Origin of the sequence: Streptomyces qaidamensis (genome assembly GCF_001611795.1) — a bacterium.
In the GTDB taxonomy this organism is placed as follows: Bacteria; Actinomycetota; Actinomycetes; order Streptomycetales; family Streptomycetaceae; genus Streptomyces; species Streptomyces qaidamensis.
Genome location: NZ_CP015098.1, coordinates 2,763,906 through 2,789,563, shown reverse-complemented (window position 1 = coordinate 2,789,563; position 25,658 = coordinate 2,763,906). Strand labels below are relative to the sequence as shown.

Genomic DNA, 25,658 nt, shown 5'->3' with positions numbered 1-25,658 from the left:
GGCAATGACCGACATGACCCGACCGCCCGGCGACCAGGCTCCGGACGCCCGCGGCGAGAGCGCCCTGGGCACCGGCCACAGCCCGGCCGCACCGGGCACCGACCGCCACGAGACGGCCCGAGGTCCGGAAACGGGCCCGGGCGCCACGCGCGGCATCGAGACCGACCGCGGCGCCCCGCACGGCACCGACGCGGACCGCGCCGCGGCGCACGGCACCGGTCTGCCCGGCACGGACCGTCACGGTACGGACGCCACCGACCGGCTCGGCACCGACCGGCACGGCACCGACCGGCACGCCACCGACCGGTCCGACCCGGACCGGCTCGGCACCGAAGCACCCCGCGGCGACCACGGCACCGGCCCCGACAAGGTCGGCTCCGCCAAGAACCGGGCCCATCTGCTCGCGCACGACGACTCTGACAAGCTCGGCTCGCAGTTGCAGCACGCCGTCGCCGGGTTCGTCGACGGGCCCCGGGCCGCCGTCGAGGAGGCCGACCACGTGCTGGAGGAGATCGCGGCCCGCTTCACCGAGGCCGTGACACAGCGCCGCCGCACCCTGCGCCACTCGTGGCAGTCCGTCGAGGGCGGCGAGGGCAGGTCCGTGTCCTCGGCCGACACCGAGCAGCTCCGGCTGGCCCTGAAGGACTACCGCGAGCTGGCCGAACGGCTGCTGCACGTGTGAGCCGGGGGAGATCCCCCGGTCACCGGTCCGCCCGGCGCTCCCGCCACTGCCGTACGACGTCCTCGACGTCGTACGGCTTCTTTCCCAGCGGGGGGCCGGGCGGCGGCTTGAACATCATGTCGCGGATCTTGGCGTTGACCTCGTCGATGATCTTCCGGACGATCCGCTCCGAGGGGGCTGCGAGCGCGGCCTCCAGCGCGTCCTCCGCCTCCTTGCGCAGGGCCAGCGCCGGCGGCAGGACGGAGAAGCCCTCGCGGGCCATCTTCCGCTTGACCCACCACAGTTCGTCGTAGGTGCTCTCGATCTCGCGGGGGAGCGGTTCGCCCGCGCCCGGCAGCCGGTCGAACTCCCCGCGTGTCTCCGCGTCACGGATCTGCTTGTCGACCCAGGACTCGAAGTCGACGCCCGGTGGCTTTCGCTCGGTCATGAGGCCCATTGTGCCGGACACCGCGTGGCCGGGCGTTTTATCATGCGGCGGGCCAAGAACCTGTCTGGCCCACCGGGACGTATCAGAAGGAGCGCACGTGCTCGAACTCACCATGGCCACCGTCGCGGAGGCGGAGGCGGGCGCCACGGCCGGCATGCTCATGGCCGAAGCGCCGAGCGAGCCGGGCGCGGTGCTGCGGGTGGGCCGCGACAAGTCCGTGTGCCGGCTGAGCACGCCGGACGACTGGCTGTTCGTCTCCCGCGTCCACCTGGAGTTCCTGTGCGGACCGGAGGGGACCTGGCAGGTCACCTGGCTGCGCGGCTCCCAGCCCGACCCGTCCTCCGAAGTGCGGCTGACGATGGGGGAGTACGTCCAGCCCCTCGCCTACGGCGGAACCGTCCCGCTGCCCAGGGGCGGCAGCGGTGAGATCATCATCCAGGACCGCACCGCCCCGCGCAGCGTCAACGTGGGCTTCTACCACGAGGTCTGAGGCCCCTGGCCCTCACGCCAGCACGCGCGCCAGCGCGAACCCGTCGTAGCCCTTCATGCCCACCGTCTGGATCGCGGTGCCGCTCAGCCTCGGGTGGGCGGCGATCAGTTCGATCGCGGTACGGGTGCCCGTCACGTCCGGGGCGGTGCTGTCCGCGTCGACGACCCGGCCGCCCCGTACGACGTTGTCGAGGACGATCAGGCTGCCCGTGCGGGTGAGCCTGATCGCCCACTCCACGTAGTGCGGGTTGTTGGCCTTGTCGGCGTCGATGAAGACCAGGTCGAACGGGGGCGGGTTCTCGTCGGCCAGCTTGGGCAGCGACTCCAGGGCCGGGCCGACCCGCACCTCGACCAGCTTGTCCAGGCCGGCGCGGGCGATGTTGCGGACGGCGACCTCGGCGTGCCGCGGGTCGTACTCCAGGGAGACCAGGCGCCCGTCGGCGGGCAGGGCGCGGCCCAGCCAGATGGTGCTGTAGCCGCCGAGCGTGCCGATCTCCAGGATGTGGCGGGCGCCCTGGATCTGGGCGAGGAGCTGGAGGAGCTTGCCCTGGTTGCCCGCGACGTTGATGTGCGGAAGCCCGGCGGCGTCGCTGTCGCGCAGGGCGGCCGCCAGGGCTTCGTCATCCGGGGCGAGGTGGGTGGTGAAGTAGGTGTCGACCTCGTCCCAGACGTGCGACTCGCTCATGCACCTCTACCTTTCGTCAGCATAGTTAGTATCCCTAACTACTGGCGCTGACGAAGATAGTTGGTGCGCTGGTCGCTGTCAGCGGGATCTCACTCGGCGTGTCGACCCGCCACGGAGGGCGCCGAGCCGGGCAGCGGACGCCCCGCCGACTCCGCCATGCGCCACACGGCGAAACCGCCGATCACGGCCGCGGCCATCATGTAGTACGCGGGCATCATCATGTTCCCGGTGGCGCCGATCAGAGCCGTGACCACCAGCGGGGTCGTGCCGCCGAACAGGGACACCGAGACGTTGAAGCCGATCGACAGGGAGCCGTAGCGGACCTTCGTCGGGAACAGCGCCGGGAGTGCCGAGGGCATCGACGCCGTGAAGCAGACCAGCAGCATGCCCAGGGCGCCCATGCCGAGCGCGACCGCGAGCAGGCTGCCCTCGCGGATCAGCAGCAGAGCCGGGACGGACAGCAGCAGGAAACCCGCGCAGCCGGTGGCGATCACCGGGCGGCGGCCGACACGGTCGGTCAGCGCGCCCATGAACGGCTGGGCGATCATCATCACGGCCATCACGCCGAGGACGACCAGCAGACCGTGCGTCTCGTCGTAGTGGAGCTGACCGGTCAGGTAGCTCGGCATGTACGACAGCAGCATGTAGTCGGTGACGTTGAAGACCAGGACCAGGCCGACGCAGAGCAGCAGCGCGCGCCATTGGCCCGCGACCATCTCGCGCAGCGGAGTCTTCGGGCGGTTGTCCTCGGCCTTCTCCGCCTCGGCCGCGAACGCCGGGGTCTCCTCCAGGCGCAGCCGCAGGTAGAGGCCGATGAGGCCCATGGGGCCCGCGATCAGGAACGGGATGCGCCAGCCCCAGGAGGTCAGGTCGTCGGCGGAGAGCAGAGCGGTCATGATCGTGACCAGGCCCGCGCCGGCGATGTAGCCGGCGAGCGTGCCGAACTCCAGCCAGCTGCCGAGGAAGCCGCGCCGCTTGTCGGGGGCGTACTCGGCGATGAACGTGGAGGCGCCCGCGTACTCGCCGCCGGTGGAGAAGCCCTGCACCAGGCGGGCCACCAGCAGCAGGATCGGCGCGCCGACGCCGATCGTCGCGTACGACGGGATCAGGCCGATCGCGAAGGTGCCCGCGGCCATCATGATCATGGTGAGGGCGAGCACCTTCTGGCGGCCGACGCGGTCGCCGAGCGGGCCGAAGACCATGCCGCCGAGCGGGCGGACCAGGAAGGCCGCGGCGAAGGCGCCGAACGTGGACAGCAGCTGGGCGGTGGGGTTGCCGGAGGGGAAGAAGACCTTGCCCAGCGTGACCGCGATGTAGCTGTAGACGCCGAAGTCGAACCACTCCATCGCGTTGCCCAGCGCGGCCGCCTTCACGGCGCGCTTGACGAGCGCGGGGTCGGTGACGGTCGGGTCGGGGGCCTTCGCCTTGCGGGTCTTCACGAGGGACGCGGGGGCGACGACTGAGGCAGTCGACAAGACTCGCTCGCCTACCTTTCGACGGGGACAGGGACGCGGTCCCGCGCGGCGGCGCTGTCGTACGGGCCGGAAAAGCGACGATAGGCGGATTTGCTCCGCTTACGGGCGGTACGCCTTTCGTTGCACACTGCATGTAAAACGTGGCTGTGCTGCTGCTTCTGCCCTGCGGAAAGCGGTTCACAACCGATCCTCGTGTGATCCATATCGCGTCCGCGAGGCCCGCTCGCACTTCCCGTGCACGTCGCGACCGACCGCGTCTTCTTCACCGGAACCACGCATTCCCCATAGGGTTCGCAGGAGGAATTCCCGCATTCAGGACATGTGGGATGAACTGGCGCGAGAGGCCGACGAGGCGTGGCGAATGCGGATCACGGCGGACGACCGGCGAAAGGCTTCGGAGCGACGGCCACCGGTGGGGCCCACCCACGCCTGCGCGCCGCCCGCCTCGGGCTGTGGCTGATCGCCGCCGTCCTCGCCGCCCGGCAGCTGGCCGTGGTCCTCGCCACCCCGCGCGGCGAGCGGCTGACGGACCTGGAGACCTGGGTCGGACCGAACGGCGTCCTGCATCTGAACGGCTCGCTCTACGCCTCGACCCGCTTCACCGGCACCCCGTTCGGCGGACTCGCCCTCAAGCCGCTCACCCGTTCGGCCGAACAGGCCCTCGGCTGGGGCTGGACCTTCGGCACGCTGCTGCTCGTCGTCGCCCTGGGCCTGATCGCCGCCCGCGCCCTGCCCCCGCCGGTCGGCCGCCGCACGGCACTGCTGGCCGCGCCGGTCGCCGTCAGCCTGCTGATGCTGTCCCTGCCCGTCCGCAACACCCTCTGGCTCGGCCAGACCAGCATCATCCCGGTCCTGCTCGTCCTGCTCGGCTGCTTCACCGCCCGCGGCCAGCGCACCAGCGGCCTGCTCATCGGCGTCGCCGCGGCGCTCCAGCCCACCCTGCTGCTGTTCACGCCCCTGCTGTGGTGCACCGGCCGCAGACGCGCCGCGCTCGCCACCGGCGTCACCTTCGCCGCCTGCACCGGCCTCGCCTGGGCGGCGATGCCGGCCGACTCCCACCGCTACTGGGTCCACCACATGGCCGGCGTCGGCCTCGGCGGCCCGGCCGACGGCCTCGCCAACCAGTCCCTGCACGGCGCCCTCCTCCGGCTCGGCCTGACCGGCCCCCTGGAGGTCGCGCTCTTCCTGACGCTCGGCGCGGCCGTCGCCGTCCTGGCCCTGCGCCGCGCCGTGCGCTGCTTCCGCGACGGCCAGCTCCTCCTCGCCGTCGCCATCACCGGCTGCGCCGCGATCGCCGTCTCGCCCACGGCCTGGCAGCACCAGCTGCTGTGGGTGCTGCTCACGGTCGTCGGCCGGGTCGGCAGACGCGCCTCCGACCGGTACGTGTGGCCGGTCGCCGTCGTCGTGGTCATGACCCTGCCGGCCACGATGATCCTGCCGAACCTGGCGTCCCTGAACCCCGTGCGGGACAACGTCGTCCTGCTGGCCGCGCTCGCCGCCGCCACCGCCGTGCCGTTCCTGCCCCGCACCTCGCCGTACTACCGGGCGCCGCTGCCGGTCGCGTACGCGCCCCCCGCCCCCGCCCGCCTCCGGCACCTGCCGCTGCTGCCGGCCCTGCGCCGCGTCCTCACCCGGCCCAACCTCCTCCTGGAGCTGCTCCTCCTCCGGGTCACCTACGCCGCCTACTCCCAGGTCCGGCTCGCCGCCACGGGCGGCAGCAACTCGGCCGGGCGCGCCGAGGCCGAGGAACACGGCATGCAGATCTACGACCTGGAGCGCACCCTGCGGCTGGACATCGAACAACGGCTCAACCACACCGTCGTCGGGATCGGCTGGCTGCGGGAGTTCCTCGACCAGTACTACACGTCGTTCCACTTCGTGGTGCCGCTGGCCGTTCTCGCGGTCCTCTACTGGCGCCGTCCCGGCGACTACCGCTGGGCCCGCTCCGCCCTGGGCTTCACCACCCTGCTCGCCCTGGTCGGCTTCTGGCTCTACCCGCTGGCCCCGCCCCGGCTGATGCCGACGCTCGGCTTCATCGACACCGTGCACGGCACGCAGGACTTCTCCCAGCCCGACTACGGCACGCTCACCGCCCTCACCAACCAGTACGCGGCCATGCCGTCCCTGCACTTCGGCTGGTCGCTGTGGTGCGGGGTCGTGATCGCCGTCCTGGCGTCACGGTGGTGGATGAAGGCGCTGGGCCTGCTGCATCCGCTGCTCACCGGAGTCTCGATCGTCGCGACGGCGAACCACTGGGTGCTGGACGCGGCCGGGGGAGCGGTGGTGGTGGCGGCGGGGTTCGGACTCACCTGCCTCCTCCAGGGCCCGCGGACGCACACTGCGGCTGCGGCCGCCCGCTTCGGCAGCGGGAGTACGGACCGGCGGAGAGACCGCACCCCGAGTTGATCCGGTACTTCGCGGTTCTCAGTTGCCTGTCGTGGCCAGTTTCGCCGCGAAGCCGAGGAACAGAGCTCCCGCCCCCGACGTCAGGCCCGCAGAGAGCTTGCGGCGGCGGCGGAACTGCGTGGCGAGACAGGTACCGCCGAGGATCAGCGCGGTCACGTACGCAATGCTGATGAGCTGGTAGACGAGTGCGAGCAGGGCGAAGGACAATCCCGGGTAGGCGTAGCCGGGGTCGACGAACTGCACGAAGAACGAGATGAAGAACAGGATCGCCTTCGGGTTGAGAAGGGTGATCACCAGCGAGCGCCGGAACAGCCGCCCGCCCGACGGCTCCGGGGCTGCCGCGTCCCCTGCGCGCTTCTCGTCGCGGCGTCGCCACATCGCCCATGCTGCCCGGATCATGCCCACGGCGATCCAGGTCAGATAGCCGGCCCCGGCGTATTTCACGATGGCGAACAGCAGCTCATTGGTCCGAAGCAGCGAGGCGAGTCCGGCCGCCGTCGCCATCATGAGCAGGGTCTCGCCCAGGAACACACCTGCCGCGGCGCGATATCCGGCTTTGACCCCCAGGCGTGCGGCGACCGACAGCGTGAACAGGGAGCTCGGTCCCGGCAGCACAATGATCAGCAGCGCGCCCAGAGCATAGGTCAGCGGGTTCTCCACTCCCAGCATTCCGGCACCTTCCTCTCGGCCCCGGGGGCCCGTCGTCGGACGGGCCCGCCGGGATTCACGGCTATCCGACGCTGTTTCCCGTGCGAACGCTGAAAGCGCTCACCATGTCGTCCACCTCGCCGATGCGCTCCAGCGCGTACTTCTCGCTGATGTGTGTGAAGTTGTCCGCCCAGAACGCTCCCAGTTCATCGATGTCGAGCAGGTCCTGATCACCGAACCTTGCGAACATCTCCTCCCGTTCCTCGCGCGTCACCGTGATTCCCAGGGCAGCCAGGTGAAATCGGCCAGCTTCGGGGCTCACATCGGATGCTCCGATTCCGTTCGGCCGGAAGGGAGGACGATCAAGGCATCGAAGCGGCGTGCCGCTTCCGGGTGCAGTCGGCTGCGCATTCGAACCACACGGTCTTCCCGCCCCCGGACCACAGCGACACGCCCCACTTGTCGGCCATCGCGTCGAGCAGGAGCAGCCCCCGGCCGGTCTCGGCCTCGGCGTCCAACTCATCCGGTGTGCAGGGCAGTTCATCGCTGCCGTCCGTGACCTCCACCCGTACGCCGGTGCGCTGCCGCAGCAACAGCAGCGCGCAGCGGCGGTCCGGGACGTGCCGTACGACGTTGGCGAGCAGCTCCGTCACGCCCAGCTCCACGGCATCCGGCAGCTCGGGCATGCGCCACTCTTCGAGGAAGGAGCGGACGATACGGCGGATGTGGCGGGGGGCGTGTTCACCGACGGTGAGACGCATCGAGTACCGGGCGGGAAAGTATTCGTTCACGAGACGAGGCTGACGTGCGGTGACTACCCTCGGCTACGGAACGGATACAACTGGTTCCGCTGTGGACCGAGTTGCGTGAGAGGGGCTTCTGCCGTGACCCACATCAACGCCCTGGACCCGGGTGCGTCGCCGCTCGACTACTACGGTTTCGAGCTGAGGAGACACCGGGAGGCCGCCGGGCTGACACAGAAGCAGCTCGGGGAGATCCTCAACTACACGGGCTCGCTCGTCGGCCAGATCGAGACGGCCAGGAAGCTTCCGACGCCGGAGTTCAGCGAACGGGCGGATGCGGCGCTGGGAACGGACGGTATGTTCTCCCGGCTCGTCGAGTTGGTGTTGCGGAGTCGGCTTCCGGCGTGGTTCCAACAGGTGGCGGAACTCCAATCGCGTGCGGTGGAGATCTGCTCCTTCGAGGCGCTCATGGTGCAGGGCCTCCTTCAGACCGACGCGTACGCACGTGCCGTCCTCGGGGTGCTGGACACGAGCAACCTCGACGACCGCACCGCCGTGCGGCTGGCTCGACAGCGCATCTTCGAGAAGGAGAAGCCACCCGTTTTCTGGGTGATCCTCAGCGAGACCGCTCTGTACCAGCAGATCGGTGGACGGCGAACCATGCGGGGCCAACTGGCGCACTTGTTGTCCTTCGTCGGTAACCCCCGGGTCAACGTCCAAATCTTGCCGTTCTCGGCTGGGGCGCACGCGGGAATGCAGGGCTCGTTCGACATCTACCGCTTCGCAAGCGATGCAAGCATCGTCTATACGGAGGGGTATGGCAGCGGGCATCCCACCGCGAATCCGGACACCGTCAAGGACTGCTCGCTCCGTTACGATCATCTGCAGGCCGCCGCGCTCTCCCTCAGGGATTCGGCGGAGTTGATCCGGCGAGTGATGGAGGAACGCTATGGCGAGCAAGGTGATTCCGACGGGGACCTTGTGGCGTAAGTCCAGCTACAGCGGCGACCAGGGCGGCAATTGCCTTGAGATCGCCGAGGCACCCTGCACCGTCGCCATACGCGACTCCAAGACCCCGGCGGGACCGATCCTCACCCTCGATCCCGCCGCCTTCACCACGTTCGTCAACTGGGCGTCTACAGCCGCTGAATGATCGTGCCGGTGGCCAAGCCGCCCCCCGCGCACATGGTGATCAGCGCGAACTCCTTGTCCGCGCGCTCCAGTTCGTGAAGGGCCGTCGTGATGAGCCGGGCCCCGGTCGCTCCGACCGGGTGCCCGAGCGCGATCGCGCCGCCGTTGACGTTCACCTTCGACTGGTCCTGGTCGAAGACCCGCGCCCAGCTCAGCACCACGGACGCGAACGCCTCGTTGATCTCCACCACGTCGATGTCCTTCAGGGACATCCCGGCCTTGCCCAGGACCGCCTTGGTCGCGTCGATCGGGCCGTCGAGGTGGAAGTGGGGGTCGGACCCCACCAGCGCCTGGGCCACGATCCGGGCCCGCGGCCTCAGCTTCAGCGCCCGCGTCATCCGCTTCGACGCCCACATGACCGCCGACGCCCCGTCGGAGATCTGCGACGCGTTTCCGGCCGTGTGCACCGCCGTGGGCATGATCGGCTTCAGGGCTGCCAGGGCCTCCGCCGTCGTGTCGCGCAGGCCCTCGTCCCTGTCGACGAGGCGCCACATGCCCTGCCCGGCGTGCTGCTCCTCCTCGGTCGTGGGGACCTGGACCGCGAACGTCTCCCGTTTGAAGCGCTCCTCCGCCCAGGCGTGGGCGGCCCGTTCCTGCGAGGCGAGACCCAGCGCGTCGACGTCCTCGCGGGTCAGGCCCCGGTGGCGGGCGATGCGCTCGGCCGCCTCGAACTGGTTGGGCAGGTCCACGTTCCACTCGTCGGGGAACGGCTTGCCCGGCCCGTGCTTCGAGCCCGACCCCAGCGGCACCCGCGACATCGACTCCACCCCGCAGGAGATGCCGACGTCGATCACGCCCGCCGCGACCATGTTGGCCACCATGTGCGAGGCCTGCTGGGACGACCCGCACTGCGCGTCGACGGTCGTCGCGGCCGTCTCGTACGGGAGCCCCATGGTCAGCCAGGCCGTGCGCGCGGGGTTCATGGACTGCTCGCCGGCGTGCGTGACCGTACCGCCGACGATCTGCTCGACGCAGTCGGCGGGGATGCCGGTGCGGCCGAGGAGTTCGCGATAGGTCTCGCCGAGGAGGTAGGCGGGGTGCAGGTTGGCGAGCGCGCCGCCGCGCTTGCCGATGGGGGTGCGTACGGCTTCGACGATCACGGGTTCGGCAGCCATGGGTGCGGGTCCTCTCCGGGAGGCTCAGCGGAACTAGTACGCGTTCTAGTTCTGTGAACAGTGTGCTGAGGGCCGCTCGATGACCGCAATAGTCGTGCGGGCAATTGGCGGGGCCGTGCCTCTTGCTACTTGTAGAACCCGTTACTACCGTCACCGCAACTCCGCACAGCTGATGGGCCGTCAGACCTCAGAGTCGGTACGAGTGGTGGGAGCCGCCCATGCCCTGTCCCGCGCTGCCCGACGGGTTCGACTTCACCGACCCCGACCTGCTGCACCGCCGCGTGCCCCTGCCGGAGTTCGCCGAGCTGCGCCGGGCCGATCCGGTCTGCTGGGTGGCGCAGCCGACGGGTCTCGCCGGCTTCCAGGACGACGGCTACTGGGCCGTCACCCGGTACGCCGACGTCAAGTACGTCTCCACGCACCCCGAGTTGTTCTCGTCGTCCCTCAACACGGCGATCATCCGCTTCAACGAGCACATCGAGCGCGACTCCATCGAAGCGCAGCGGCTGATCCTGCTGAACATGGACCCGCCGGAGCACACCCGGGTCCGGCAGATCGTGCAGCGCGGGTTCACGCCCCGGGCGATCCGGGCGCTGGAGGAGCGGCTGCGCAACCGGGCCCACTCCATCGTCGAGAACGCCAGCGCGCACACCGGGCCGTTCGACTTCGTCACCCAGGTCGCCTGCGAACTGCCCCTCCAGGCGATCGCCGAGCTGATGGGCGTCCCGCAGGAGGACCGGGACAAGATCTTCGACTGGTCCAACAAGATGATCGCGTACGACGATCCCGAGTACGCCATCACCGAGGAGGTCGGCGCCGAGTCGGCCACGGAGATCATCGCCTACGCGATGAACATGGCCGCCGACCGCAAGCAGTGCCCGGCCCACGACATCGTCACGCAGCTCGTCGCGGCGGAGGACGAGGGCAACCTCAGCTCCGACGAGTTCGGCTTCTTCGTGCTGATGCTGGCCGTCGCGGGCAACGAGACCACCCGCAACGCCATCACCCACGGCATGCACGCCTTCCTCACCCACCCGGAACAGTGGGAGCTGTACAAGAGCGACCGCCCTCAGACGGCGGCCGAGGAGATCGTGCGCTGGGCGACCCCGGTCGCCGCCTTCCAGCGCACGGCCACCCAGGACACCGAACTCGGCGGCAAGCGCATCCGCCGGGGCGACCGGCTGGGCCTGTTCTACGCCTCGGCCAACCACGACCCCGAGGTCTTCGACGACCCGGACACCTTCGACGTCACCCGCGACCCCAACCCGCACCTCGGGTTCGGCGGCGGCGGACCGCACTACTGCCTGGGCAAGTCCCTCGCGGTGCTGGAGATCAACCTCATCTTCAACGCGATCGCCGACGCCATGCCCGGGCTGCGGCTGGTCGACGATCCGCGCCGGCTGCGCTCGGCCTGGATCAACGGGGTGAAGGAACTCCGGGTGAGTACCGGCTGAGGCAGAACCCGGCGGGCGAGGCGGCCGTCAGAACGGCGTTCTCACCGAGCACGTCCACGGCAGCCGGGAGATGAGCCAGCCGTCGCCCAGGGGGGTTCCTCCGGCGGTGAGCAGGATTCCCGAGCGCTCGCGTACGGCGTCCGTCAGTGCCGTCCCACGCGGTGCGGCACCCTCGGACAAGGCCTGCGCGAGTGCCGTGAGAGCGGCTCTGGCACGGCGTACCGCGCACGTCTGGGGGTGGACGGCCCACACCTCGTGGTCCGATGCCGCTTGGCGCAGGTGAGCGAACGAGACCAGTCCGCAGTCCGTCGGCGTGAGCACGGGACCCGTACCCCGTACGAAGCGCGCGAACCGGTCCTGCGGCGCCAGCACCGCCAACGCGCCACCGGGGCCCGGCGCGAGCCCCACCCTGCCGGCCTCCTCGACGACCGCGCGCCCGAGCGCGCTCCAGCGGGGTCCCTCGTCCTGGGCGACGGCGAGCGCGCTCACGCCGAGGGCCGTCGCCGCCTCGACGATCCTGCGGGCCAGCACGTTCCCGTCCGGTGCCCAGCTCAGTGCGGGCGCCCCGGCCCTCACGAAGGGGAGCAGACAAGGGAGTCGGGCGGCTCGGTACACCGGCAGGGCCCGGCGGGCGTCCTCCGAGTCGCTGTGGCCGATGACTGCCGCGTGTCCGGCGCCGGCCACGGCCCGGGCGACCCCCGGCGTCTCGTCGTAGACGTGCCACTCGGCGGCGTCCGGGCGGGCCCTTCGGATCCGTTCCAGCTGGCCGAGAAGGGCCGCTCCCCAGTCTGTGCGCGGCCCGGTCAGCGGGGTGACGACGGCGACGCTCGGCCTGGCCACCCGGTCAGCCCCAGATCAGTGAGTCGCCGCTGGTCACGACGGCCCGGGTCTCGGTTCCCGTCGCCGCGGCGCTCTGCACGCCACCGAGGACGAGGGCGGCGGCAAGAACCGCGAACACGCCACGGAGCAGATGAGAAGCGGACATGAGGATCCCCCTGAGTGATCGTCGCTCGACGGGCGTCGAGTTCCTGGTCGGTCGGTGCGTGGTCAGCGGCGACCGCTGGGCGATCATCATGTTCCGGCGGGACCGTCCGCGGCCATCCGGAGGGAGTTCCGGCACCGGCCATGGCCAGGGGCGGACGGCTTGACGGGGCGTGCGGGCAGCGGTCCGTCGCTGTCCGTACGGCTGTCCGTATAGCGGACCACGGGTTTCCCGCTGCGGGGGCCCTTTCTAAGATCCCCGAGGGAGCGCTTCAGGGGGACAGCGCCCGTGCATCAGTAGGGGGACCAATCCAGTGGACGTACGTGCCCGAGCCCAGGAGCTCTACCGCTTCGCTCTCGACAACGCGGCCTGGAACCCGCAGACCCTCACCGAAAACCGCGGCTGGAGCGGGACGGAGCTCGCCGACGCGCTCCGGCTGCTCGGTGAACTCGGCCTGCTGGTGCCGTCGTCGGACCACCGCAACGGCTGGACGGCCCTAGCCCCGGACACCGCTCTGCGCAAGCTGCTCCTCGACGAGGAGCAGCACACCGACGCCCTGCTGAGCGCCGTCCGGCAGACCCGCTCCGCGCTCGCCCAGGTGTTGGCGGACTTCCAGCCCGTGCACGCCCGGGAGTTGGCCTCCGTTCAGATGGAGGTGGTGAGTGGTATGGCCAATGTCTCCGCGATTCTGGAGGACGCCTCACGGCGGGCGGAGGAAGAGGTGCTCTCCCTGCACCCCGGCCGTCCGCTGCCCGCAGGGATGGTGGAAGCGGGGCTCGAACGGGACCGGCTCGTGCTGGGCCGCGGCGTGCGGATGCGGACCATCCATCTGCGCTCGGCGGCCTCCGTCCCCCATATGACGGCGTATCTGCGGCGGCTGAACGGCGCGGGCGCCCAGGTCCGCACCGCGCACACCCTGCCCATGCGGCTCATCGTGGTGGACCGCTCCCTGGCGATCGTGCCGGCGTCCCATACCGCGGACGGGGAGATCGCCGCCATCGTGCTGCGCGGCGAGACGCTGGCCGGGGTATTCCGGGAGATCTTCCAGCACAGCTGGGAAAGCGCCGCCGTGCTGACCGAGTCGGCGACCGAGAGCCCCGAGGGCGATTGGCGCCCGACCGGCCGCCACCGTGAGCTGGTGCGGATGCTCGGGGGCGGACTCACCGACGAGGCGATGGCCCGCAAGCTCGGGGTCTCCGAGCGCACGGTCCGCCGCCTCGTCTCCGAACTGACCGAACGGCTAGGAACGGCCAGCCGGTTCCAGGCCGGTGTCTGCGCCGTCCGGCTCGGCTGGCTCGACGACTGACGTCCGCCGCGGGGCGGCCGCGCTGCGGCCCCACGCCGTGCCCGCGAGCACGAGAAGCGCACCCAGCAGCCCCAGCCAGCCCGGCCGGTCTCCCGCGAGGGTCACTCCGACGACGGCGGCCCACACCGGCTCGGTGCCCAGCAGCAGGCTGACCCGGGAGGGCGACGTACGGCGTACGGCCCACATCTGCACGAAGAACGCGAACAGGGTGCAGAACACCGACAGGTAGAGCAGCCAGAGCCAGTCCCCGGTGTCCAGTTCCGCCGCGGCGGCCCACGTGGTGCTGCCGGTGCCGGGCAGCGTGGACAGCACCGCGAACACCGCGACCGCGCCACCCAGTTGCACCGTGGTCATCGACAGCGAGTCCGCGCCCTGCACCGACCGCATGCGCGACATCGCCAGCACGTGCACGGTACGGGCCACGGCCGCGCCCAGCATCAGCAGATCACCCAGGGACGGCGCGGTGAACCCGGCGCCCTGGGTGAGGAGCAGAACACCCAGCACCGACAACCCCGCTGCCGCCAGGAACGACCGGGAGGGCCGCCTGCCCGTGATCCGGCTCTCCGCGAGCGGCGTGAAGATCATGGTGAGGCTGATGATGAGCCCTGCGTTGGTCGCCGAGGTGTGCACGACGCCGTACGTCTCCAGCAGGAAGATCCCGGAAAGGATCAGCCCGAGGACGCCGGCGCCCCGCAGCTGCGCCCCGTCCAGCGCCCTGAGCTTGCGCCACCCGGTGCCGACCAGGACCGGCAGCACCACGCCGAACCGCAGGACGAGCACGGCCAGCACGGTCTGCGCCGTGGTGACCTCCTTGGCGGCGAGATAACTGGAGCCCCACACCACCGCGACCAGCAGGACGGGCAGATCGGTCAGCCAGGCGCGGCGGGCCGCTTTGACGGTCATGGGGGGGGGCTCCTAGGGCAGCGGACGGTGGAGGTTGGAGAGCGGGGGGCGGCTCAGCGCGCCGTGTAGGCGATCACCAGGACGTCGCGGTGGGCGGCGAGCTCGGGGTCCACCGGGCGCACCGGGGTCACCGAGTGCAGCGTGCGGCGGTCGTCGCCCAGCAGGAGGTCACCGGGCTCGGACAGGGTAACGGTGAGCAGGTGTTCGCCCGCGTCGGTGTAGACACCGCTCTCACCGCCGGTGACGTTGCGGCGGCCGATGAGCAGCGAGGTGATGAAGGTGACGCCGTCTCGGTGCCGGCCCTCGGGCGCGGGCTGTCCCTGCTGGTCGGCGGAGGCGCTGATGCGGTACGGGTGCAGTTTCACGTTCCATGACGCCGTGCCGTCGACGGCGGTGAAGATCCGCCCGAGTTCGACGAGGACGGAACGCAGCAGCGGGTCACCGGTGAACGACTCCGTCAGCGGGTCGAAGACGCGCTCGATGCCGCCGTTGAGCGGATTGACGTCCGACTCCTGACGGTACGGCGTGTGCGGGAGCAGGGTGAGGTCGCCCGCGGCCGGGTCGAGCTCGAACTGGCCGTAGCGGCGGTACCGGTACGTGCCCCCGTCGGCCATGTACGTGTCGAGGGTGAGCTCGTCCCAGTGGGCGGCGAACCGCGCCCAGTCGGTGGCGCCGACACCGGCGAGCGCGGAGAGCCGTGCGGAGGGCATCAGATGACCGCCGGGCCCGGCGAGGGCGTTGACGGCTTCGCCGGCGGCGGGGTGACGGGTTGCGGCAGTGGTCATGGCGTACTCCGTGGGTGAAACCCGCGGTTGAGGTCCGCGAGTGGGCAAGCGGGGGGGCGAGAGGAAGGGAGCAGAGGGTCAGACGGCGGCGAGCACCGGGGCGGTCGCAGGGGTGAACGGCGCCGACTCCGCACTGATCGCCCGCTCCTCCCACGCCTCCCTGTCGCGCAGGTACAGCGGCGCTCCGACGGTGATGGAGCGCGTGTCGGCACCGCCGCTGCGCAGCCGCCAGGTCACGGACCCGGTGGTGCGGGCGGCGCAGGCGTCGATGAACACCTGTGCCGCGAGCCGCAGTTCGCCGAACCAGCGGCCTTCGAGGGCCTCACGCGTCCAGACCTGCTCCAGATGCCGTTTCTCGCGGATGAGTTCGGCGTCCAGGCAGGCGCTCTCGATGTGCCGGTAGCCGCTGAGCAGGAGCCAGGCGGCGGGCATCTCCCGGATCTCGAGGACCTTCTCGCCGTGGTCGAGGTGCTCCAGGCCGGAGTAGCGGCCGAGTCCGTACGCGCCGACCCTCCGGTTGAGGCGGTCGATCAGCCCGGTCAGTGGCAGCGGCTCTCCGTCGAGAGCGACGGGCAGTCCCTGCTCGAAGGTGACGGTGAGAGTGTCGGTGTCGCCGGGGAGCGCGGTCGGCCGGCTCCAGGTGTACATCTCCTCGGGGACCTCGTGGAGTTCCGGGTCGTCGAGGATGCCCGACTCGAACTCGCGGCACCACAGGTTGGAGTCGCCGCTGACGATCCGCCCGGCGAGCAGATCGATGCCGGCGTCGCGCAGTTCGGCGAGCTTGTCGTCGCGCGTGACGGGAGCGAGGTCGTAGGGGCTTCCGAACATGCCCTCGTAACCGAGCAGCGTCAGCGCCCCGTTGAGGCGGCGGAGGGTGTTCTGGGAGCGGTTGGCGGTGTGCAGCAGGGCCTGCGCGCCGAGCGCACGGGCCAGTTCGACCGCGCTGTGGGCTATCAGCGGACGGCTCAGCGTGGAGCTGACGGGGTGGATCCCGAGGTACACGGCCTGGGCGGCGATCGCGGGAGCGACGTACGCCTCGGCGAACTCGGCCCGCCGGTGGAGGATGTGGATCGTCGCGCCGAGCGCCTCGGCGACCTGGCGTTTGTAGGTACTGGACTCGTCCTCGCCGATGTCGACGCTCACGGCGTGCACCTCGCGGATGCCCATCCGCCGTAGCCGCAGCAGCAGATACGAACTGTCGAGCCCGCCGCTGAACAGTGTCACCACGGGCCGGTCCGGGTCCAGGGAGTCGAGCTGCGAGAAGGAACGTATGAGCGGGGAACGCATGGCCTCTCCAACCTCTGCACTGGTCACAGCCAAGGAGACTTCCGTGCGGACCCCCGCCCGAACAATGCATCCCCGTAGTCCGCGCCCGGCCATGACCGGACCCGGACGCGGAGCTTCAGACCGATCCCAGGTGGGAAAGGCGACGGCCCCGGGGATCAGGGGCCGCCGCCTTCGGTCCAGAGGAACAGCTCCCGCGGCTGCCCGCAATGCCCCCTCTTGCTACAGGTGGCCGTATCCGGGACGGAGGTTCCGGCTGTGACCTGGTGCGGTCTCCACGGCCTCGCTTCGTAGGTGACCCGGGTCATGTGGGGGGCCTCACTGCCGGGGCGCCTCGAACGTGACCGGCGTCTCGAAGGCCGCCCGGCGCGTCGCCCGGCGCAGCGCCCTGAGGACCGCCGGGCCGAGGACGAGCGTCAGGACGACCGTGACGACGGCCCGCCCCAGGTCCCAGCCGAGCGACGTGGCGACGCAGTACGCGACGAAACGGGCCAGGTTCGCGGCGAGCGGCGCGTGCGGATCGAAGGCCACGTTCGAGGCGAGGGCGCTCATGAAGGGCCAGCCCGCCATGTTCATCACCGTGCCGTAGGCGAACGCGGCGAGGAAGCCGTAGCCGGCGAGCATCGCGAGTTCGGCCCGGCCGCGCAGCCGGTCCGGGCCCGGCAGCAGGCCCGCGCCCATCGCGAACCAGCCCATCGCCAGCATCTGGAACGGCAGCCACGGCCCGACCCCGCCGGTGAGCAGCGCGGACGCGAACATGGTCACCGAGCCGAGGACGAACCCGAAGCCCGGGCCGAGCACCCGGCCGCTCAGCACCATCAGGAAGAACATCGGCTCGATCCCGGCGGTGCCCGCGCCGATCGGACGCAGGGCCGCGCCCGTGGCGGCCAGCACGCCGAGCATCGCGACCGCCTTCGGGCCGAGACCGGACTCCGAGACCGCCGCGGCCACGACCGCCACCAGCAGCACCAGCAGGCCCGCGAAGAGCCAGGGCGCGTCCTGCGCGTGCGCGCCGATCTGCGAGCCGGGCGGGGCGAGGAAGGGCCAGCCGAAGCCGGCGACGCCCACCGCGCTGACCAGGGCCAGGGCGGTGAGGGAGCGGGGGCCGAGGCGGACGGCCCGGGCCTGTCGCCGGATCGTGGTCGAGGTGGCCATCAGACGGCCTCGGGGTGCAGGGCCTCGTGGACCTGCGCGACCGTGAGCCAGTGCTGGGGTGCCAGGATCTTGGTGACCTGCGGGGCGAAGGACGGCGAGGAGACCACGACCTCGGCCGTCGGGCCGTCCGCGATCACCTCGCCCTCGGCCAGCAGCACCACCCGGTGGGCGATCTCCGCCGCGAGTTCCACGTCGTGCGTGGCCAGGACGATGGCGTGCCCCTCGGCGGCGAGCGCGCGCAGCACCGTGACCAGCCGGGCCTTCGCCGCGTAGTCCAGGCCCCGGGTCGGCTCGTCCAGCAGGAGCAGCGGGGGCCGGGCGGTCAGCACGACGGCCAGGGCGAGCGCGAGCCGCTGTCCCTCGGAGAGGTCCCGGGGGTGGGTGTCGTCGGTGACGCCGGGCAGCAGCTCGGTGACCAGGGCCCGGCAGGTGCCGGGGTCCGCGCCCGCGTCCTGGTCGGCCGCCGCGCACTCGGCGGCGACGGTGTCGGCGTAGAGCAGGTCGCGCGGCTCCTGGGGGACCAGGCCGACCTTGCGGACGAGGTCCTGCGGTGCGGTGCGGTGGGGGGTGGCTTCGCCGACCCGGACGGTTCCGGAGGTGGGTTTGACGAGGCCGACCAGGGCGTTGAGGAGGGTGGATTTTCCGGCGCCGTTGCGGCCCATGAGGGCGATGGTCTCTCCGGGGGTGATGGTGAGGTCGATGTGGCTCAGGGCTTGGACGCGGCCGCGGAGGACGGAGAGGGCTCGTGCTTCGCCCATGGGGGTGGGCTGTGCGGATCGGCTGCGGGTGCGGGTTGTCTGTGGCTCGTCGCGCAGTTCCCCGCGCCCCTGAGCGTCGATGCCTTCGCGCACCTCAAGCCGTGCGCGCAGATCCGCCGCCCTGCGGCGGGCGTCGCGGACCGTCAGGGGCAGCGGGGTCCAGCCGGCCAGGCGGCCCAGGGCCACCACCGGGGGGTACACCGGGGACACCGCCATCACGTCGGCCGGGGTGCCCAGGACCGGGGAGGCGCCCGGGGCGGGCAGGAGGACGACCTGGTCGGCGTACTGGATGACGCGTTCCAGGCGGTGTTCGGCCATGAGGACCGTCGTGCCGAGGTCGTGGACGAGCCGCTGGAGGACGGCCAGCACTTCCTCCGCGGCCGCCGGGTCCAGCGCGGACGTCGGCTCGTCCAGGACGAGGACGCTCGGGTGCGGGGTGAGGACCGAGCCGATCGCGACGCGCTGCTGCTGGCCGCCGGAGAGTGTGGCGATCGGCCGGTCGCGCAGGCCGGCCAGGCCCAGCAGGTCGAGGGTCTCCTCGACCCGGCGGCGCATCACGTCCGGGGCGAGGCCCAGCGACTCCATGCCGTAGGCGAGTTCGTCCTCGACGGTGTCCGTGACGAAGTGGGAGAGCGGATCCTGGCCGACCGTCCCCACGACATCGGCCAGTTCGCGCGGCTTGTGGGTGCGGGTGTCGCGGCCGGCGACCGTGACCCGGCCGCGCAGGGTGCCGCCGGTGAAGTGCGGGACGAGTCCGCTGACCGCGCCCAGGACGGTGGACTTGCCGACGCCGGACGGGCCCGCCAGCAGGACGAGTTCGCCTTCCGGAACCTCGAAGTCGATGCCCTGGACGGTGGGTTCGCAGGCCCCGTCGTAGGTCACGGAGACATCCTCGAAGCGGATCACGGCAGCTCCTTGGGATCAGGGGCGACGAACGCGGGCAGCAGGCCGAGCAGTGCGGCCGCGGCCGGCCAGGGGGGGAGGGTGGGAGCGACCAGGGGGACCACGCCGGGGTGGAGGGCTGCGGGATCACGGGCCGCGGCGAGGGCGAGCAGGGCCGCTACCGCGACGCCGGAGGCGACGACCAGCCAGGCGCGCACGTCCCAGCGGTCCGGGCGGTAGCGGGTGCGCAGTGACCGGCGGCCGCCGAGCTTGAGACCCGCGAGGGCGGCGGCGAGACCCGTGAGGAGGACGGGGAGACCGTATGCGGCGCCTTCGGCCGTGAGCAGGCCGTACGTTCCCGCGCAGACGCCGAGCAGGCCGCCGAGGGTGAGGGCGGCGGTGGTACGGCGTACGCCGGGCGGGACCTGCGCGGTACGGCCGTAGCCGCGGGCGTCCATCGCGGCGGCCAGGGCGACGGATCGCTCCAGCGCGCCCTCCAGCACCGGGAGCCCTACGTGCAGCAGGCCCCTGATGCCGCTGTCCGGGCGCCCGCGCAGACGGCGTGCGGCGCGCAGCCGCTGGACGTCGGCGATGAGGCTCGGGGCGAAGGTGAGGGCGACGACGACCGCCACCCCCATCTCGTACAGGGCGCCCGGAAGGGACTTGAGGAGCCGGGAGGGGTTGGCGAGGGCGTTCGCGGCGCCCACGCAGATGAGGAGCGTGGCCAGCCGCATACCGTCGTACAGCGCGAAGGTGAGGGCTTCCGCGGTGACCTCGCCGCCGAGGCGGATGCCCTGCGCCCAGGCGGGAAGGGGGAGTTCGGGCAGCGTGAGGAGGGTGTGCGTGCCCGGGACGGGGGAGCCGAGGACGATCGCGAAGACGAGACGGATGAGGATCACCGCGAGGGCGAGTTTGACGAAGGCGCCGTAGGAGCGGGACCAGGGGGTGTCGGGGCGGCGGGTCGCCACGACGTAGGCGGAGACGGAGACGAGGAGCGCGAGGAGCAGGGGGTTGGTGGTGCGGGTGGCGGCGGTGCCGAGGGAGAGGGACCAGAGCCACCAGGCGCCGGGGTGCAGCTGAGCCCGGCCTCGACGCCGAGGGCTGCTATCCACGCCGCCGTACCTGCCAGATCGCCGCGCCGCCCAGGACCACCACCACGGCGATACCGCCGATCAGGCCCAGGGACGGCCCGTCGTCCGAGGGGGAGTTCTTCTCCGCCGTCGGCTTGTGCTGCTTCCCGGAGACCTGTTCGCCGCAGCCCTTCTCCGGATAGCCCGAGATCGCGCACAGCAGAGCGTTGGTGTCGTAGCGCAGCGGCTTGGCCACCGCGGCCAGGGCCTCGGCCGTCGTCGCGTCGGGGGCGACCCGGGCGCAGGCCGTGCGGGCGGCGGGCGGGGATTCGCCCCGGGGGGCGTCCGACGGTGTGCCGAAGTCGATGACCAGGGCCACCCGCTTCCTGCCCTCCCGCGCGGGCGTCTTCGCGCAGATCGTCGCGAAGCCGGCCGTGCCGCGCGGCCGGACCGCGCTCGCGGAGTCCTCGCTCACCGCGAAGCGGAAGCCCTGGACGTCGCCGTCCGAGGGGCGGGCCAGGGACGGGCCCTGGGTGGCGTAGACCCAGCGGCCGGCGTCGCGCTCCCAGAACGACCAGTACCGGTAACCGGCGGCCTGGGCCTGGCCCGCGCCCGCGCACAGCAGGAGCGAGGCCAGGAGGACGAGAACGGCCCGGCGGATCACAGCTGCTGCTGCTTCTTGCGGCCGGTGAACAGGAACCCGATGCCGATGCCGGCGACCAGGCAGACGCCGACGTACCACCAGACCCCGAAGAAGTCCGAGCCGGAGTCCTCCTTCTCGTCCGAGGCCTCGGACTTGGTCTTCCCGGCGGTCTGCGGGGCCGGGCCCGTGGCGCCCAGCTGCTTGACGAGGTCCGCGCCGCCGAAGTCGCGCGGGTCCGTGCCCGTCGCGTGGGCGGCGAAGATCAGCTGCGCGTAGGCGGCCGGACCGCTCTGCGCGGCCCAGGACGCGGAGTTCTTCTCCAGCCACCGCACGGACTTCTCCGCCTGCGCGGTGTCCCCCTGCGCGGCGAGCGCTACGACCGCGTCGGCGGTGTTGCCGAAGTCGGGCTGGGGCTCGGCGCCGGCGAGGGCGGACATGAGGTGGTTGCCGTCCTCGGCGAGGGCGGCGGTGAGGTAGCCCGCCCCGTTCGCCGCCGCCTGCTGCGGCGTCGTGGCCTTCTCGCAGGTCGCGTCGGACTTCTTGCCGGGCTCGACGACCATGCCCTTGCCCAGCGCGCCGAGCACACCGGCCGCCGTGGCGTCCGCGTTGGCGGCGAGCTCGCCCTTCTTGTCCGGCTGGAACGCGAAGGCGCCGTCGTCGTCCCCGCCGCAGGGCAGGGCGAGCTTCAGCAGCGCGTCGTGGGGCGACTTGCCGTCCTTCTCGACCCGGTCCGGCTTCTCGCCCGCGGCGGCGAGCGCGCCTATGACGATCGACGTCGAGTTGGTGTCGCTGGCCCCGCCGGGCGCGTAGCCCCAGCCGCCGTCCTCGTTCTGGACGGACTTCAGCCAGCCGACTGCCTTGCGGGTGACGTCGTCGTGCCCGCCGAGCGCGGTGAGGGCCTGCACGGCGGCGGACGTGGCGTTGGTGTCGCGCATGGTCTTGGCGTCGCACGCGGTGGTGGGGTCGGGGCGGTACGAGGCGAAGGAGCCGTCCGCGCACTGCTGCCGCGTCAGCCACTGCACGGACTTCGCCGCCGGCTTCACACCCACGGTGTCCTGCGCGAGCAGCGCGAGCGACTGGCGCCAGACGCCGTCGAACTTCGGGTCCTTGTCGCCGTACAGGGCGGAGGGGAACGCCTGGGACGGTGACGGGGACGGGTCGGCGGCGGCCGGGGTGGCGGCGCCGATCACGGCGACGGCGGCCAGGACCGCGGCGCTGCGGCGGACGTTCATGATCGGCGGGTGCCTCTCCCTGTGGGGGAGCCGGGCAGCACGGGACACCCCGGCGGCTCGGCTCCGTATACCTCGACGGTGCCGTGACCGGCGGTCTGCCGGGCACGTGAGCCGGTCACGAACCGTACGGGGCGATCCGGCTCACCGCCTGGGCGGCGGTTCACGGTTGCGGGTCAGCGCCGGAATTGCACCGGCTTCCCCCCGTACGGTGTGATGACGACCCGCTCACTGTACCCGGACGCAGGAATGCGGCCGAGGGGGCCGGGTGGGGGCTTGGTCACGTGCGGGCAGGTCGGTGAGGGCACCGCGGATGCGGGGTAGCTTCGCTTCATGCCGATCTCGCCACCGCCGGGAAAGCTGCTCGGATCCGGGCGCCGGGCCGATGTGTTCGAGATCGACGCGGCGTGGGTGCTGCGTCGGGACCGCGAGGGCGGGGGTGACGCGGCGGCCGAGGGGGCCGTGATGGAGCACGTGCGCGCCCACGGTTATCCCGTGCCCCGGGTCCGGCCCTCCGGTTCGCGTACCGACCTGGTCATGGAGCGGCTCTGTGGCCCGACCATGCTCCAGGCCTGCCTGGCGGGCACCCTGGACGTGGCCGAGGCAGGGGCCGTCCTCGCCCGGCTGCTGCGCGACCTGCACGCCGTTCCCGCCCTGCGCGCCACCGACCCGGCCGTCCGCGTGCTCCACCTGGACCTGCACCCCGAGAACGTGATCCTCACGCCCGGCGGCCCCCGCGTCATCGACTGGTCGGACGCGGAGGAGGGCGACCCGGGCCTGGACTGGGCGGCGACCGCGGTGGTCCTCGCGCAGGCCGCCGTCGCCGGTGACTCCCTCGCCGCACCCGCGGACACCATGCTGACCGCCCTCCTCGACGGCCCGTCCCCGCTCACCCGCACAGCCCTGACCGAGGCCCTGCGCCGCCGGGGTGCCAATCCGACGATGGGTCGGGCCGAAGTCGAACTCCTCGCTGCCGCAGCGGAGTTGATCCTCTCCAAGGCGGAGACCGGCTAACGTGGGGCCCCCGATCTCACACGCAGGAGCGTCCATGACCGACCAGGCGGAGAACCCCGAGCAGGAGCCGTTCCCCAAGATCGACACCTCGGTGCCGCACTCGGCCCGGATCTGGAACTACTGGCTGGGCGGGAAGGACAACTACGAAGTCGACCGGGTGGCCGGTGACGCGTTCCGCGAGATCTTCCCCGGCATCGAGACCGGCGCCCGCGCCGCCCGCTACTTCCTCGCCCGGGCCGTCCGCCACCTGGCCGCCGAGGAGGGCATCCGCCAGTTCCTGGACATCGGCACCGGCCTGCCCAACGTGGACAACACCCACCAGATCGCCCAGCGGGTGGCCCCGGAGAGCCGGATCGTCTACGTCGACAACGACCCCCTGGTGCTGGCCCACGCCCGCGCCCTGCTCACCAGCACGCCGGAAGGCGTCACCAACTACGTCGACGCCGACCTGCGCGAGCCGGGGACGATCGTCCGGGAGGCAGGGAAGACCCTGGACTTCGACCGGCCCGTCGCCCTCATGCTGATGGGCATCCTGGGCCACGTCGAGGACCACGACGAGGCCCGCTCGATCGTCCGGCAGCTGGTGGACGCCCTGCCCCCCGGCAGCTACCTCGTGCAGTACGACTCCACCGACACCAGCGAGGACTACGTCCGCGCCATCCAGCAGTACAACGACGGTGGTTCGATCCCGTACATCCTGCGCAGCCCCGAGCAGATCGCGCGCTACTTCGACGGCCTGGAACTGCTCGAACCGGGCGTGGCCTCCTGCTCGCGCTGGCGTCCCGACGCGGCGGCACTGGGGCTTCCGGCAGAGGTGCACCAGTACGGCGGCGTCGCCCTCAAGCGCTGAACCGCCCGGCGGCTCAGGTCTCCTGAAGGATGCGGTGCAGGATGGTCGGAGTCTCGTCCGGCGACTCGGCTTCGACCACCAGCCGGTTCATGGCGTCCCAGTAGCACTCGATGTCGGCCGGCCGGTCGGGGTAGAGCGCGGTGGTGAGCTGCTCCAGGTAGACCACGTCGGGCAACTGCCCGCCGGGCAGCCGCAGAATGGTGACCGGACCGCCCTCCGCGGCGTGCGCGCCCGCCGCGAACGGCAGGATCTGCACCGTGACGTGCGGGAGCCGGCACATGTCGATGAGATGCCTGAGCTGGTCTCGCATCACACGGATACCGCCCACCGGGCGGCGCAGCGCCGCCTCGTCGATCACGGCCCACAGCTGGGTCGCCGGCTGCCGGTCCAGGATCCGCCGGCGGGTCATCCGCAGCGCGACCCGGCGGTCGGTCTCCGCCGCACCCGCGTCCGGGTGTGCGAGCCGCACGTCGGCCCGGGCATAGTCAGGGGTCTGCAGCAGACCGGGGACGCGCTGGACCCGGAAGCAGCGGATGAGGCTCGCCGCCTGCTCGGCCCCGAGGTAGGTCTGCGTCCAGGTGGGCACGACGTCGCTGTAGTACCGCCACCAGGCGGGGGTGTTGGCCTGCTCGGCCAGCGCCAGCAGGGTGGCCCGCTCTGCCTCGTCGGTGACGCCGTAGAGGGTGAGCAGATCGGCGACGTCACGCAGTTTGAAGCCGTGGCGGCCGGCCTCCATCCGGCTGATCTTGGAGGAGGAGGCACGGATGACGTGCCCGGCGTCCGCCCGGCCGATGCCCCGTTCCTCCCGCAGCCCGCGCAGCCGGGCGCCGAGGGCGAGGCGCGGCACCATGGGCCCGGTGCACCCGCCGTCCAGGGCCCCGCTGCCGGTCGTCGTGCGTGCGGCCTCTTCGGTGCCCATGGGCATCTCCCCGGTGCGAGCGTTGCGTCCGACCATCCTAGGGGGCGCCCGGCAACGTCAAGAGCCTTGTGACGCGGGCATGTTCGGACGCGGCGTGGGTCCGCCGAAGGGAAGGTGGAGGGTCCGTGAGGCGAGCAGCCAGGTCCCGTCGCCGGCCCGGCGGAACGTGTCCTCGTAGTGCCCGGTCTGGACCGGCGGCCCGGCCGGGACGACACCGCCCGCGTAGCCGTCGACGCGGTACGTCGTGAAGTAGGAGACCGCCCGCGCCGTGTCCGGCGAGGTCACCGTGACCAGGACGTTGGACATCATCCGGCGGGACAGCCGGTCGGCCGGACGGGAGCCGAAGTACGCGCCCAGGGCGTCGCGCCCCTCGACCCGCCGCCCGTCCTGCGGCCACTGCCAGACACCGTCCTCCGTGAACAGCCCGGCGACGGACGAGGGCTCCCCCAGGTCGAGCCGGTGGACGAAGTCCAGGATCAGGCGCTCGCAGGCACGTTCGGCGAGGAGGCGCTCGATGGGGTCCATGGGGTCCATGATGTTCATGGGGGTTTCTAGCACCCTTC

General features: G+C 71.7%; 28 protein-coding genes and 1 riboswitch. Of the genes, 9 read left to right on the top strand and 19 right to left on the bottom strand.

Going from position 1 to position 25,658, the window contains the following annotated elements:
- The first annotated feature begins 4 nt into the window (after positions 1–4).
- The gene (locus A4E84_RS12190) at positions 5–682 is read left to right on the top strand and encodes a hypothetical protein (RefSeq protein ID WP_062926591.1); all 678 of its coding nucleotides are present in this window, start codon (positions 5–7) and stop codon (positions 680–682) included.
- 19 nt (positions 683–701) lie between these two features.
- On the opposite strand, the gene A4E84_RS12185 is transcribed toward A4E84_RS12190, so the two are convergent.
- Entirely contained in the window at positions 702–1,109 is a 408-nt protein-coding gene (locus A4E84_RS12185) for a DnaJ family domain-containing protein (RefSeq protein ID WP_033306086.1), read from the bottom strand.
- A gap of 97 nt (positions 1,110–1,206) precedes the next feature.
- Between A4E84_RS12185 and A4E84_RS12180 the strand changes: the two genes are divergently transcribed.
- The gene (locus A4E84_RS12180; protein ID WP_062926590.1) at positions 1,207–1,599 is read left to right on the top strand and encodes an FHA domain-containing protein; all 393 of its coding nucleotides are present in this window, start codon (positions 1,207–1,209) and stop codon (positions 1,597–1,599) included.
- 12 nt (positions 1,600–1,611) lie between these two features.
- Here the strand turns inward: A4E84_RS12180 and A4E84_RS12175 are convergent, their stop codons facing one another.
- Both A4E84_RS12175 and proP read right to left on the bottom strand, forming a co-directional pair.
- Positions 1,612–2,283 (bottom strand): O-methyltransferase, encoded by a 672-nt coding sequence (locus A4E84_RS12175; RefSeq protein ID WP_062926589.1) that lies wholly within the window; start codon positions 2,281–2,283, stop codon positions 1,612–1,614.
- An 89-nt stretch (positions 2,284–2,372) separates the two neighbouring features.
- Positions 2,373–3,758 (bottom strand): glycine betaine/L-proline transporter ProP, encoded by a 1,386-nt coding sequence (gene proP, locus A4E84_RS12170; protein WP_062926588.1) that lies wholly within the window; start codon positions 3,756–3,758, stop codon positions 2,373–2,375.
- A gap of 354 nt (positions 3,759–4,112) precedes the next feature.
- On the opposite strand from proP, the gene A4E84_RS12165 reads away from it, so the two are divergent.
- Positions 4,113–6,164 (top strand): bifunctional glycosyltransferase 87/phosphatase PAP2 family protein, encoded by a 2,052-nt coding sequence (locus tag A4E84_RS12165; RefSeq protein ID WP_062926587.1) that lies wholly within the window; start codon positions 4,113–4,115, stop codon positions 6,162–6,164.
- A gap of 18 nt (positions 6,165–6,182) precedes the next feature.
- Here the strand turns inward: A4E84_RS12165 and leuE are convergent, their stop codons facing one another.
- From leuE to A4E84_RS12150, 3 genes are all read right to left on the bottom strand, one after another.
- Positions 6,183–6,833, bottom strand: coding sequence for a leucine efflux protein LeuE (leuE, locus tag A4E84_RS12160; RefSeq protein WP_062926586.1), 651 nt, complete (start codon positions 6,831–6,833; stop codon positions 6,183–6,185).
- A gap of 61 nt (positions 6,834–6,894) precedes the next feature.
- Positions 6,895–7,086 carry a hypothetical protein gene (locus tag A4E84_RS12155; RefSeq protein WP_062926585.1) on the bottom strand — a complete coding sequence of 64 codons (192 nt, stop codon included), beginning with the start codon at positions 7,084–7,086 and terminating at the stop codon, positions 6,895–6,897.
- Between the two features lie 88 nt (positions 7,087–7,174).
- Positions 7,175–7,603 (bottom strand): ATP-binding protein, encoded by a 429-nt coding sequence (locus tag A4E84_RS12150; protein WP_237304899.1) that lies wholly within the window; start codon positions 7,601–7,603, stop codon positions 7,175–7,177.
- A 93-nt stretch (positions 7,604–7,696) separates the two neighbouring features.
- Between A4E84_RS12150 and A4E84_RS12145 the strand changes: the two genes are divergently transcribed.
- Positions 7,697–8,545, top strand: a complete 849-nt coding sequence (locus A4E84_RS12145; protein WP_062926583.1) for a helix-turn-helix domain-containing protein — start codon at positions 7,697–7,699, stop codon at positions 8,543–8,545.
- A complete protein-coding gene (locus tag A4E84_RS40595) occupies positions 8,505–8,708 on the top strand; it encodes a DUF397 domain-containing protein (RefSeq protein WP_079128948.1) in 204 nt (67 codons plus the stop codon). The genes A4E84_RS12145 and A4E84_RS40595 overlap by 41 nt, the downstream gene beginning before the upstream one ends.
- Here A4E84_RS40595 and A4E84_RS12140 read toward each other — a convergent pair.
- On the bottom strand, positions 8,692–9,861 hold the full coding sequence (locus A4E84_RS12140; RefSeq protein WP_062926582.1) for a steroid 3-ketoacyl-CoA thiolase: 1,170 nt from the start codon (positions 9,859–9,861) through the stop codon (positions 8,692–8,694). The genes A4E84_RS40595 and A4E84_RS12140 overlap by 17 nt on opposite strands.
- A 218-nt stretch (positions 9,862–10,079) precedes the next feature.
- On the opposite strand from A4E84_RS12140, the gene A4E84_RS12135 reads away from it, so the two are divergent.
- Positions 10,080–11,315 (top strand): cytochrome P450, encoded by a 1,236-nt coding sequence (locus A4E84_RS12135; RefSeq protein WP_062926581.1) that lies wholly within the window; start codon positions 10,080–10,082, stop codon positions 11,313–11,315.
- A gap of 27 nt (positions 11,316–11,342) precedes the next feature.
- Here the strand turns inward: A4E84_RS12135 and A4E84_RS12130 are convergent, their stop codons facing one another.
- A complete protein-coding gene (locus A4E84_RS12130; RefSeq protein WP_062926580.1) occupies positions 11,343–12,155 on the bottom strand; it encodes a hypothetical protein in 813 nt (270 codons plus the stop codon).
- A gap of 4 nt (positions 12,156–12,159) precedes the next feature.
- Positions 12,160–12,300 (bottom strand): hypothetical protein, encoded by a 141-nt coding sequence (locus A4E84_RS42870; protein ID WP_159029568.1) that lies wholly within the window; start codon positions 12,298–12,300, stop codon positions 12,160–12,162.
- A gap of 310 nt (positions 12,301–12,610) precedes the next feature.
- Here A4E84_RS42870 and A4E84_RS12120 point away from each other — a divergent pair, with 310 nt between their 5' ends.
- On the top strand, positions 12,611–13,603 hold the full coding sequence (locus A4E84_RS12120; protein WP_062926578.1) for a helix-turn-helix transcriptional regulator: 993 nt from the start codon (positions 12,611–12,613) through the stop codon (positions 13,601–13,603).
- On the opposite strand, the gene A4E84_RS12115 is transcribed toward A4E84_RS12120, so the two are convergent.
- From A4E84_RS12115 to A4E84_RS12080, 8 genes are all read right to left on the bottom strand, one after another.
- Entirely contained in the window at positions 13,538–14,506 is a 969-nt protein-coding gene (locus tag A4E84_RS12115) for a DMT family transporter (RefSeq protein WP_062926577.1), read from the bottom strand. The two genes, A4E84_RS12120 and A4E84_RS12115, sit on opposite strands and share 66 nt — an antisense overlap.
- A gap of 53 nt (positions 14,507–14,559) precedes the next feature.
- Positions 14,560–15,291: a 2OG-Fe dioxygenase family protein gene (locus tag A4E84_RS12110; RefSeq protein WP_062926576.1), complete on the bottom strand. Its 732-nt coding sequence runs from the start codon at positions 15,289–15,291 to the stop codon at positions 14,560–14,562.
- A gap of 78 nt (positions 15,292–15,369) precedes the next feature.
- Positions 15,370–16,578 carry an argininosuccinate synthase-related protein gene (locus A4E84_RS12105; protein WP_062926575.1) on the bottom strand — a complete coding sequence of 403 codons (1,209 nt, stop codon included), beginning with the start codon at positions 16,576–16,578 and terminating at the stop codon, positions 15,370–15,372.
- 315 nt (positions 16,579–16,893) lie between these two features.
- Positions 16,894–17,730 carry an ECF transporter S component gene (locus tag A4E84_RS12100; protein WP_062926574.1) on the bottom strand — a complete coding sequence of 279 codons (837 nt, stop codon included), beginning with the start codon at positions 17,728–17,730 and terminating at the stop codon, positions 16,894–16,896.
- Positions 17,730–19,394 carry an ABC transporter ATP-binding protein gene (locus A4E84_RS12095; protein ID WP_062926573.1) on the bottom strand — a complete coding sequence of 555 codons (1,665 nt, stop codon included), beginning with the start codon at positions 19,392–19,394 and terminating at the stop codon, positions 17,730–17,732. The genes A4E84_RS12100 and A4E84_RS12095 overlap by 1 nt, the downstream gene beginning before the upstream one ends.
- Entirely contained in the window at positions 19,391–20,482 is a 1,092-nt protein-coding gene (locus tag A4E84_RS12090; RefSeq protein WP_062926572.1) for a CbiQ family ECF transporter T component, read from the bottom strand. Before A4E84_RS12090 ends, A4E84_RS12095 begins: the two co-directional genes overlap by 4 nt.
- A complete protein-coding gene (locus A4E84_RS12085) occupies positions 20,475–21,104 on the bottom strand; it encodes an SCO2322 family protein (RefSeq protein WP_062926571.1) in 630 nt (209 codons plus the stop codon). Before A4E84_RS12085 ends, A4E84_RS12090 begins: the two co-directional genes overlap by 8 nt.
- On the bottom strand, positions 21,101–22,315 hold the full coding sequence (locus A4E84_RS12080; protein WP_062926570.1) for a prenyltransferase/squalene oxidase repeat-containing protein: 1,215 nt from the start codon (positions 22,313–22,315) through the stop codon (positions 21,101–21,103). The genes A4E84_RS12085 and A4E84_RS12080 overlap by 4 nt, the downstream gene beginning before the upstream one ends.
- 121 nt (positions 22,316–22,436) lie before the next feature.
- A riboswitch (adenosylcobalamin-variant (AdoCbl-variant) riboswitch) is annotated at positions 22,437–22,525 on the bottom strand.
- Positions 22,526–22,645: 120 nt separating this feature from the next.
- Here A4E84_RS12080 and A4E84_RS12075 point away from each other — a divergent pair.
- Both A4E84_RS12075 and A4E84_RS12070 read left to right on the top strand, forming a co-directional pair.
- Complete coding sequence (locus A4E84_RS12075; RefSeq protein WP_062926569.1) at positions 22,646–23,326, top strand: phosphotransferase; 681 nt, start codon at positions 22,646–22,648, stop codon at positions 23,324–23,326.
- Between the two features lie 34 nt (positions 23,327–23,360).
- Complete coding sequence (locus tag A4E84_RS12070) at positions 23,361–24,176, top strand: SAM-dependent methyltransferase (protein WP_062926568.1); 816 nt, start codon at positions 23,361–23,363, stop codon at positions 24,174–24,176.
- A gap of 13 nt (positions 24,177–24,189) precedes the next feature.
- Here A4E84_RS12070 and A4E84_RS12065 read toward each other — a convergent pair whose 3' ends face one another.
- Together A4E84_RS12065 and A4E84_RS12060 are read right to left on the bottom strand one after the other, a co-directional pair.
- Positions 24,190–25,095, bottom strand: a complete 906-nt coding sequence (locus A4E84_RS12065; protein ID WP_107308303.1) for a helix-turn-helix domain-containing protein — start codon at positions 25,093–25,095, stop codon at positions 24,190–24,192.
- Positions 25,096–25,152: 57 nt separating this feature from the next.
- Positions 25,153–25,620 carry a nuclear transport factor 2 family protein gene (locus A4E84_RS12060; protein WP_107308484.1) on the bottom strand — a complete coding sequence of 156 codons (468 nt, stop codon included), beginning with the start codon at positions 25,618–25,620 and terminating at the stop codon, positions 25,153–25,155.
- Positions 25,621–25,658: the final 38 nt, after the last annotated feature.

What these genes read in the sequence shown, in the direction of transcription:
- A4E84_RS12105 (WP_062926575.1), bottom strand. Translation starts at nt 16,578, where the DNA reads ATGCGTTCCCCGCTCATACGTTCCTTCTCGCAGCTCGACTCCCTGGAC.
- A4E84_RS12080 (WP_062926570.1), bottom strand. Translation starts at nt 22,315, where the DNA reads ATGAACGTCCGCCGCAGCGCCGCGGTCCTGGCCGCCGTCGCCGTGATC.
- leuE (WP_062926586.1), bottom strand. Translation starts at nt 6,833, where the DNA reads ATGCTGGGAGTGGAGAACCCGCTGACCTATGCTCTGGGCGCGCTGCTG.
- A4E84_RS12110 (WP_062926576.1), bottom strand. Translation starts at nt 15,291, where the DNA reads ATGACCACTGCCGCAACCCGTCACCCCGCCGCCGGCGAAGCCGTCAAC.
- A4E84_RS42870 (WP_159029568.1), bottom strand. Translation starts at nt 12,300, where the DNA reads ATGTCCGCTTCTCATCTGCTCCGTGGCGTGTTCGCGGTTCTTGCCGCC.
- A4E84_RS12060 (WP_107308484.1), bottom strand. Translation starts at nt 25,620, where the DNA reads ATGGACCCCATCGAGCGCCTCCTCGCCGAACGTGCCTGCGAGCGCCTG.
- A4E84_RS12070 (WP_062926568.1), top strand. Translation starts at nt 23,361, where the DNA reads ATGACCGACCAGGCGGAGAACCCCGAGCAGGAGCCGTTCCCCAAGATC.
- A4E84_RS12135 (WP_062926581.1), top strand. Translation starts at nt 10,080, where the DNA reads ATGCCCTGTCCCGCGCTGCCCGACGGGTTCGACTTCACCGACCCCGAC.
- A4E84_RS12185 (WP_033306086.1), bottom strand. Translation starts at nt 1,109, where the DNA reads ATGACCGAGCGAAAGCCACCGGGCGTCGACTTCGAGTCCTGGGTCGAC.
- A4E84_RS12100 (WP_062926574.1), bottom strand. Translation starts at nt 17,730, where the DNA reads ATGGCCACCTCGACCACGATCCGGCGACAGGCCCGGGCCGTCCGCCTC.
- A4E84_RS12190 (WP_062926591.1), top strand. Translation starts at nt 5, where the DNA reads ATGACCGACATGACCCGACCGCCCGGCGACCAGGCTCCGGACGCCCGC.
- A4E84_RS12140 (WP_062926582.1), bottom strand. Translation starts at nt 9,861, where the DNA reads ATGGCTGCCGAACCCGTGATCGTCGAAGCCGTACGCACCCCCATCGGC.
- A4E84_RS12065 (WP_107308303.1), bottom strand. Translation starts at nt 25,095, where the DNA reads ATGGGCACCGAAGAGGCCGCACGCACGACGACCGGCAGCGGGGCCCTG.
- A4E84_RS12075 (WP_062926569.1), top strand. Translation starts at nt 22,646, where the DNA reads ATGCCGATCTCGCCACCGCCGGGAAAGCTGCTCGGATCCGGGCGCCGG.
- A4E84_RS12175 (WP_062926589.1), bottom strand. Translation starts at nt 2,283, where the DNA reads ATGAGCGAGTCGCACGTCTGGGACGAGGTCGACACCTACTTCACCACC.
- A4E84_RS12115 (WP_062926577.1), bottom strand. Translation starts at nt 14,506, where the DNA reads ATGACCGTCAAAGCGGCCCGCCGCGCCTGGCTGACCGATCTGCCCGTC.
- A4E84_RS40595 (WP_079128948.1), top strand. Translation starts at nt 8,505, where the DNA reads ATGGCGAGCAAGGTGATTCCGACGGGGACCTTGTGGCGTAAGTCCAGC.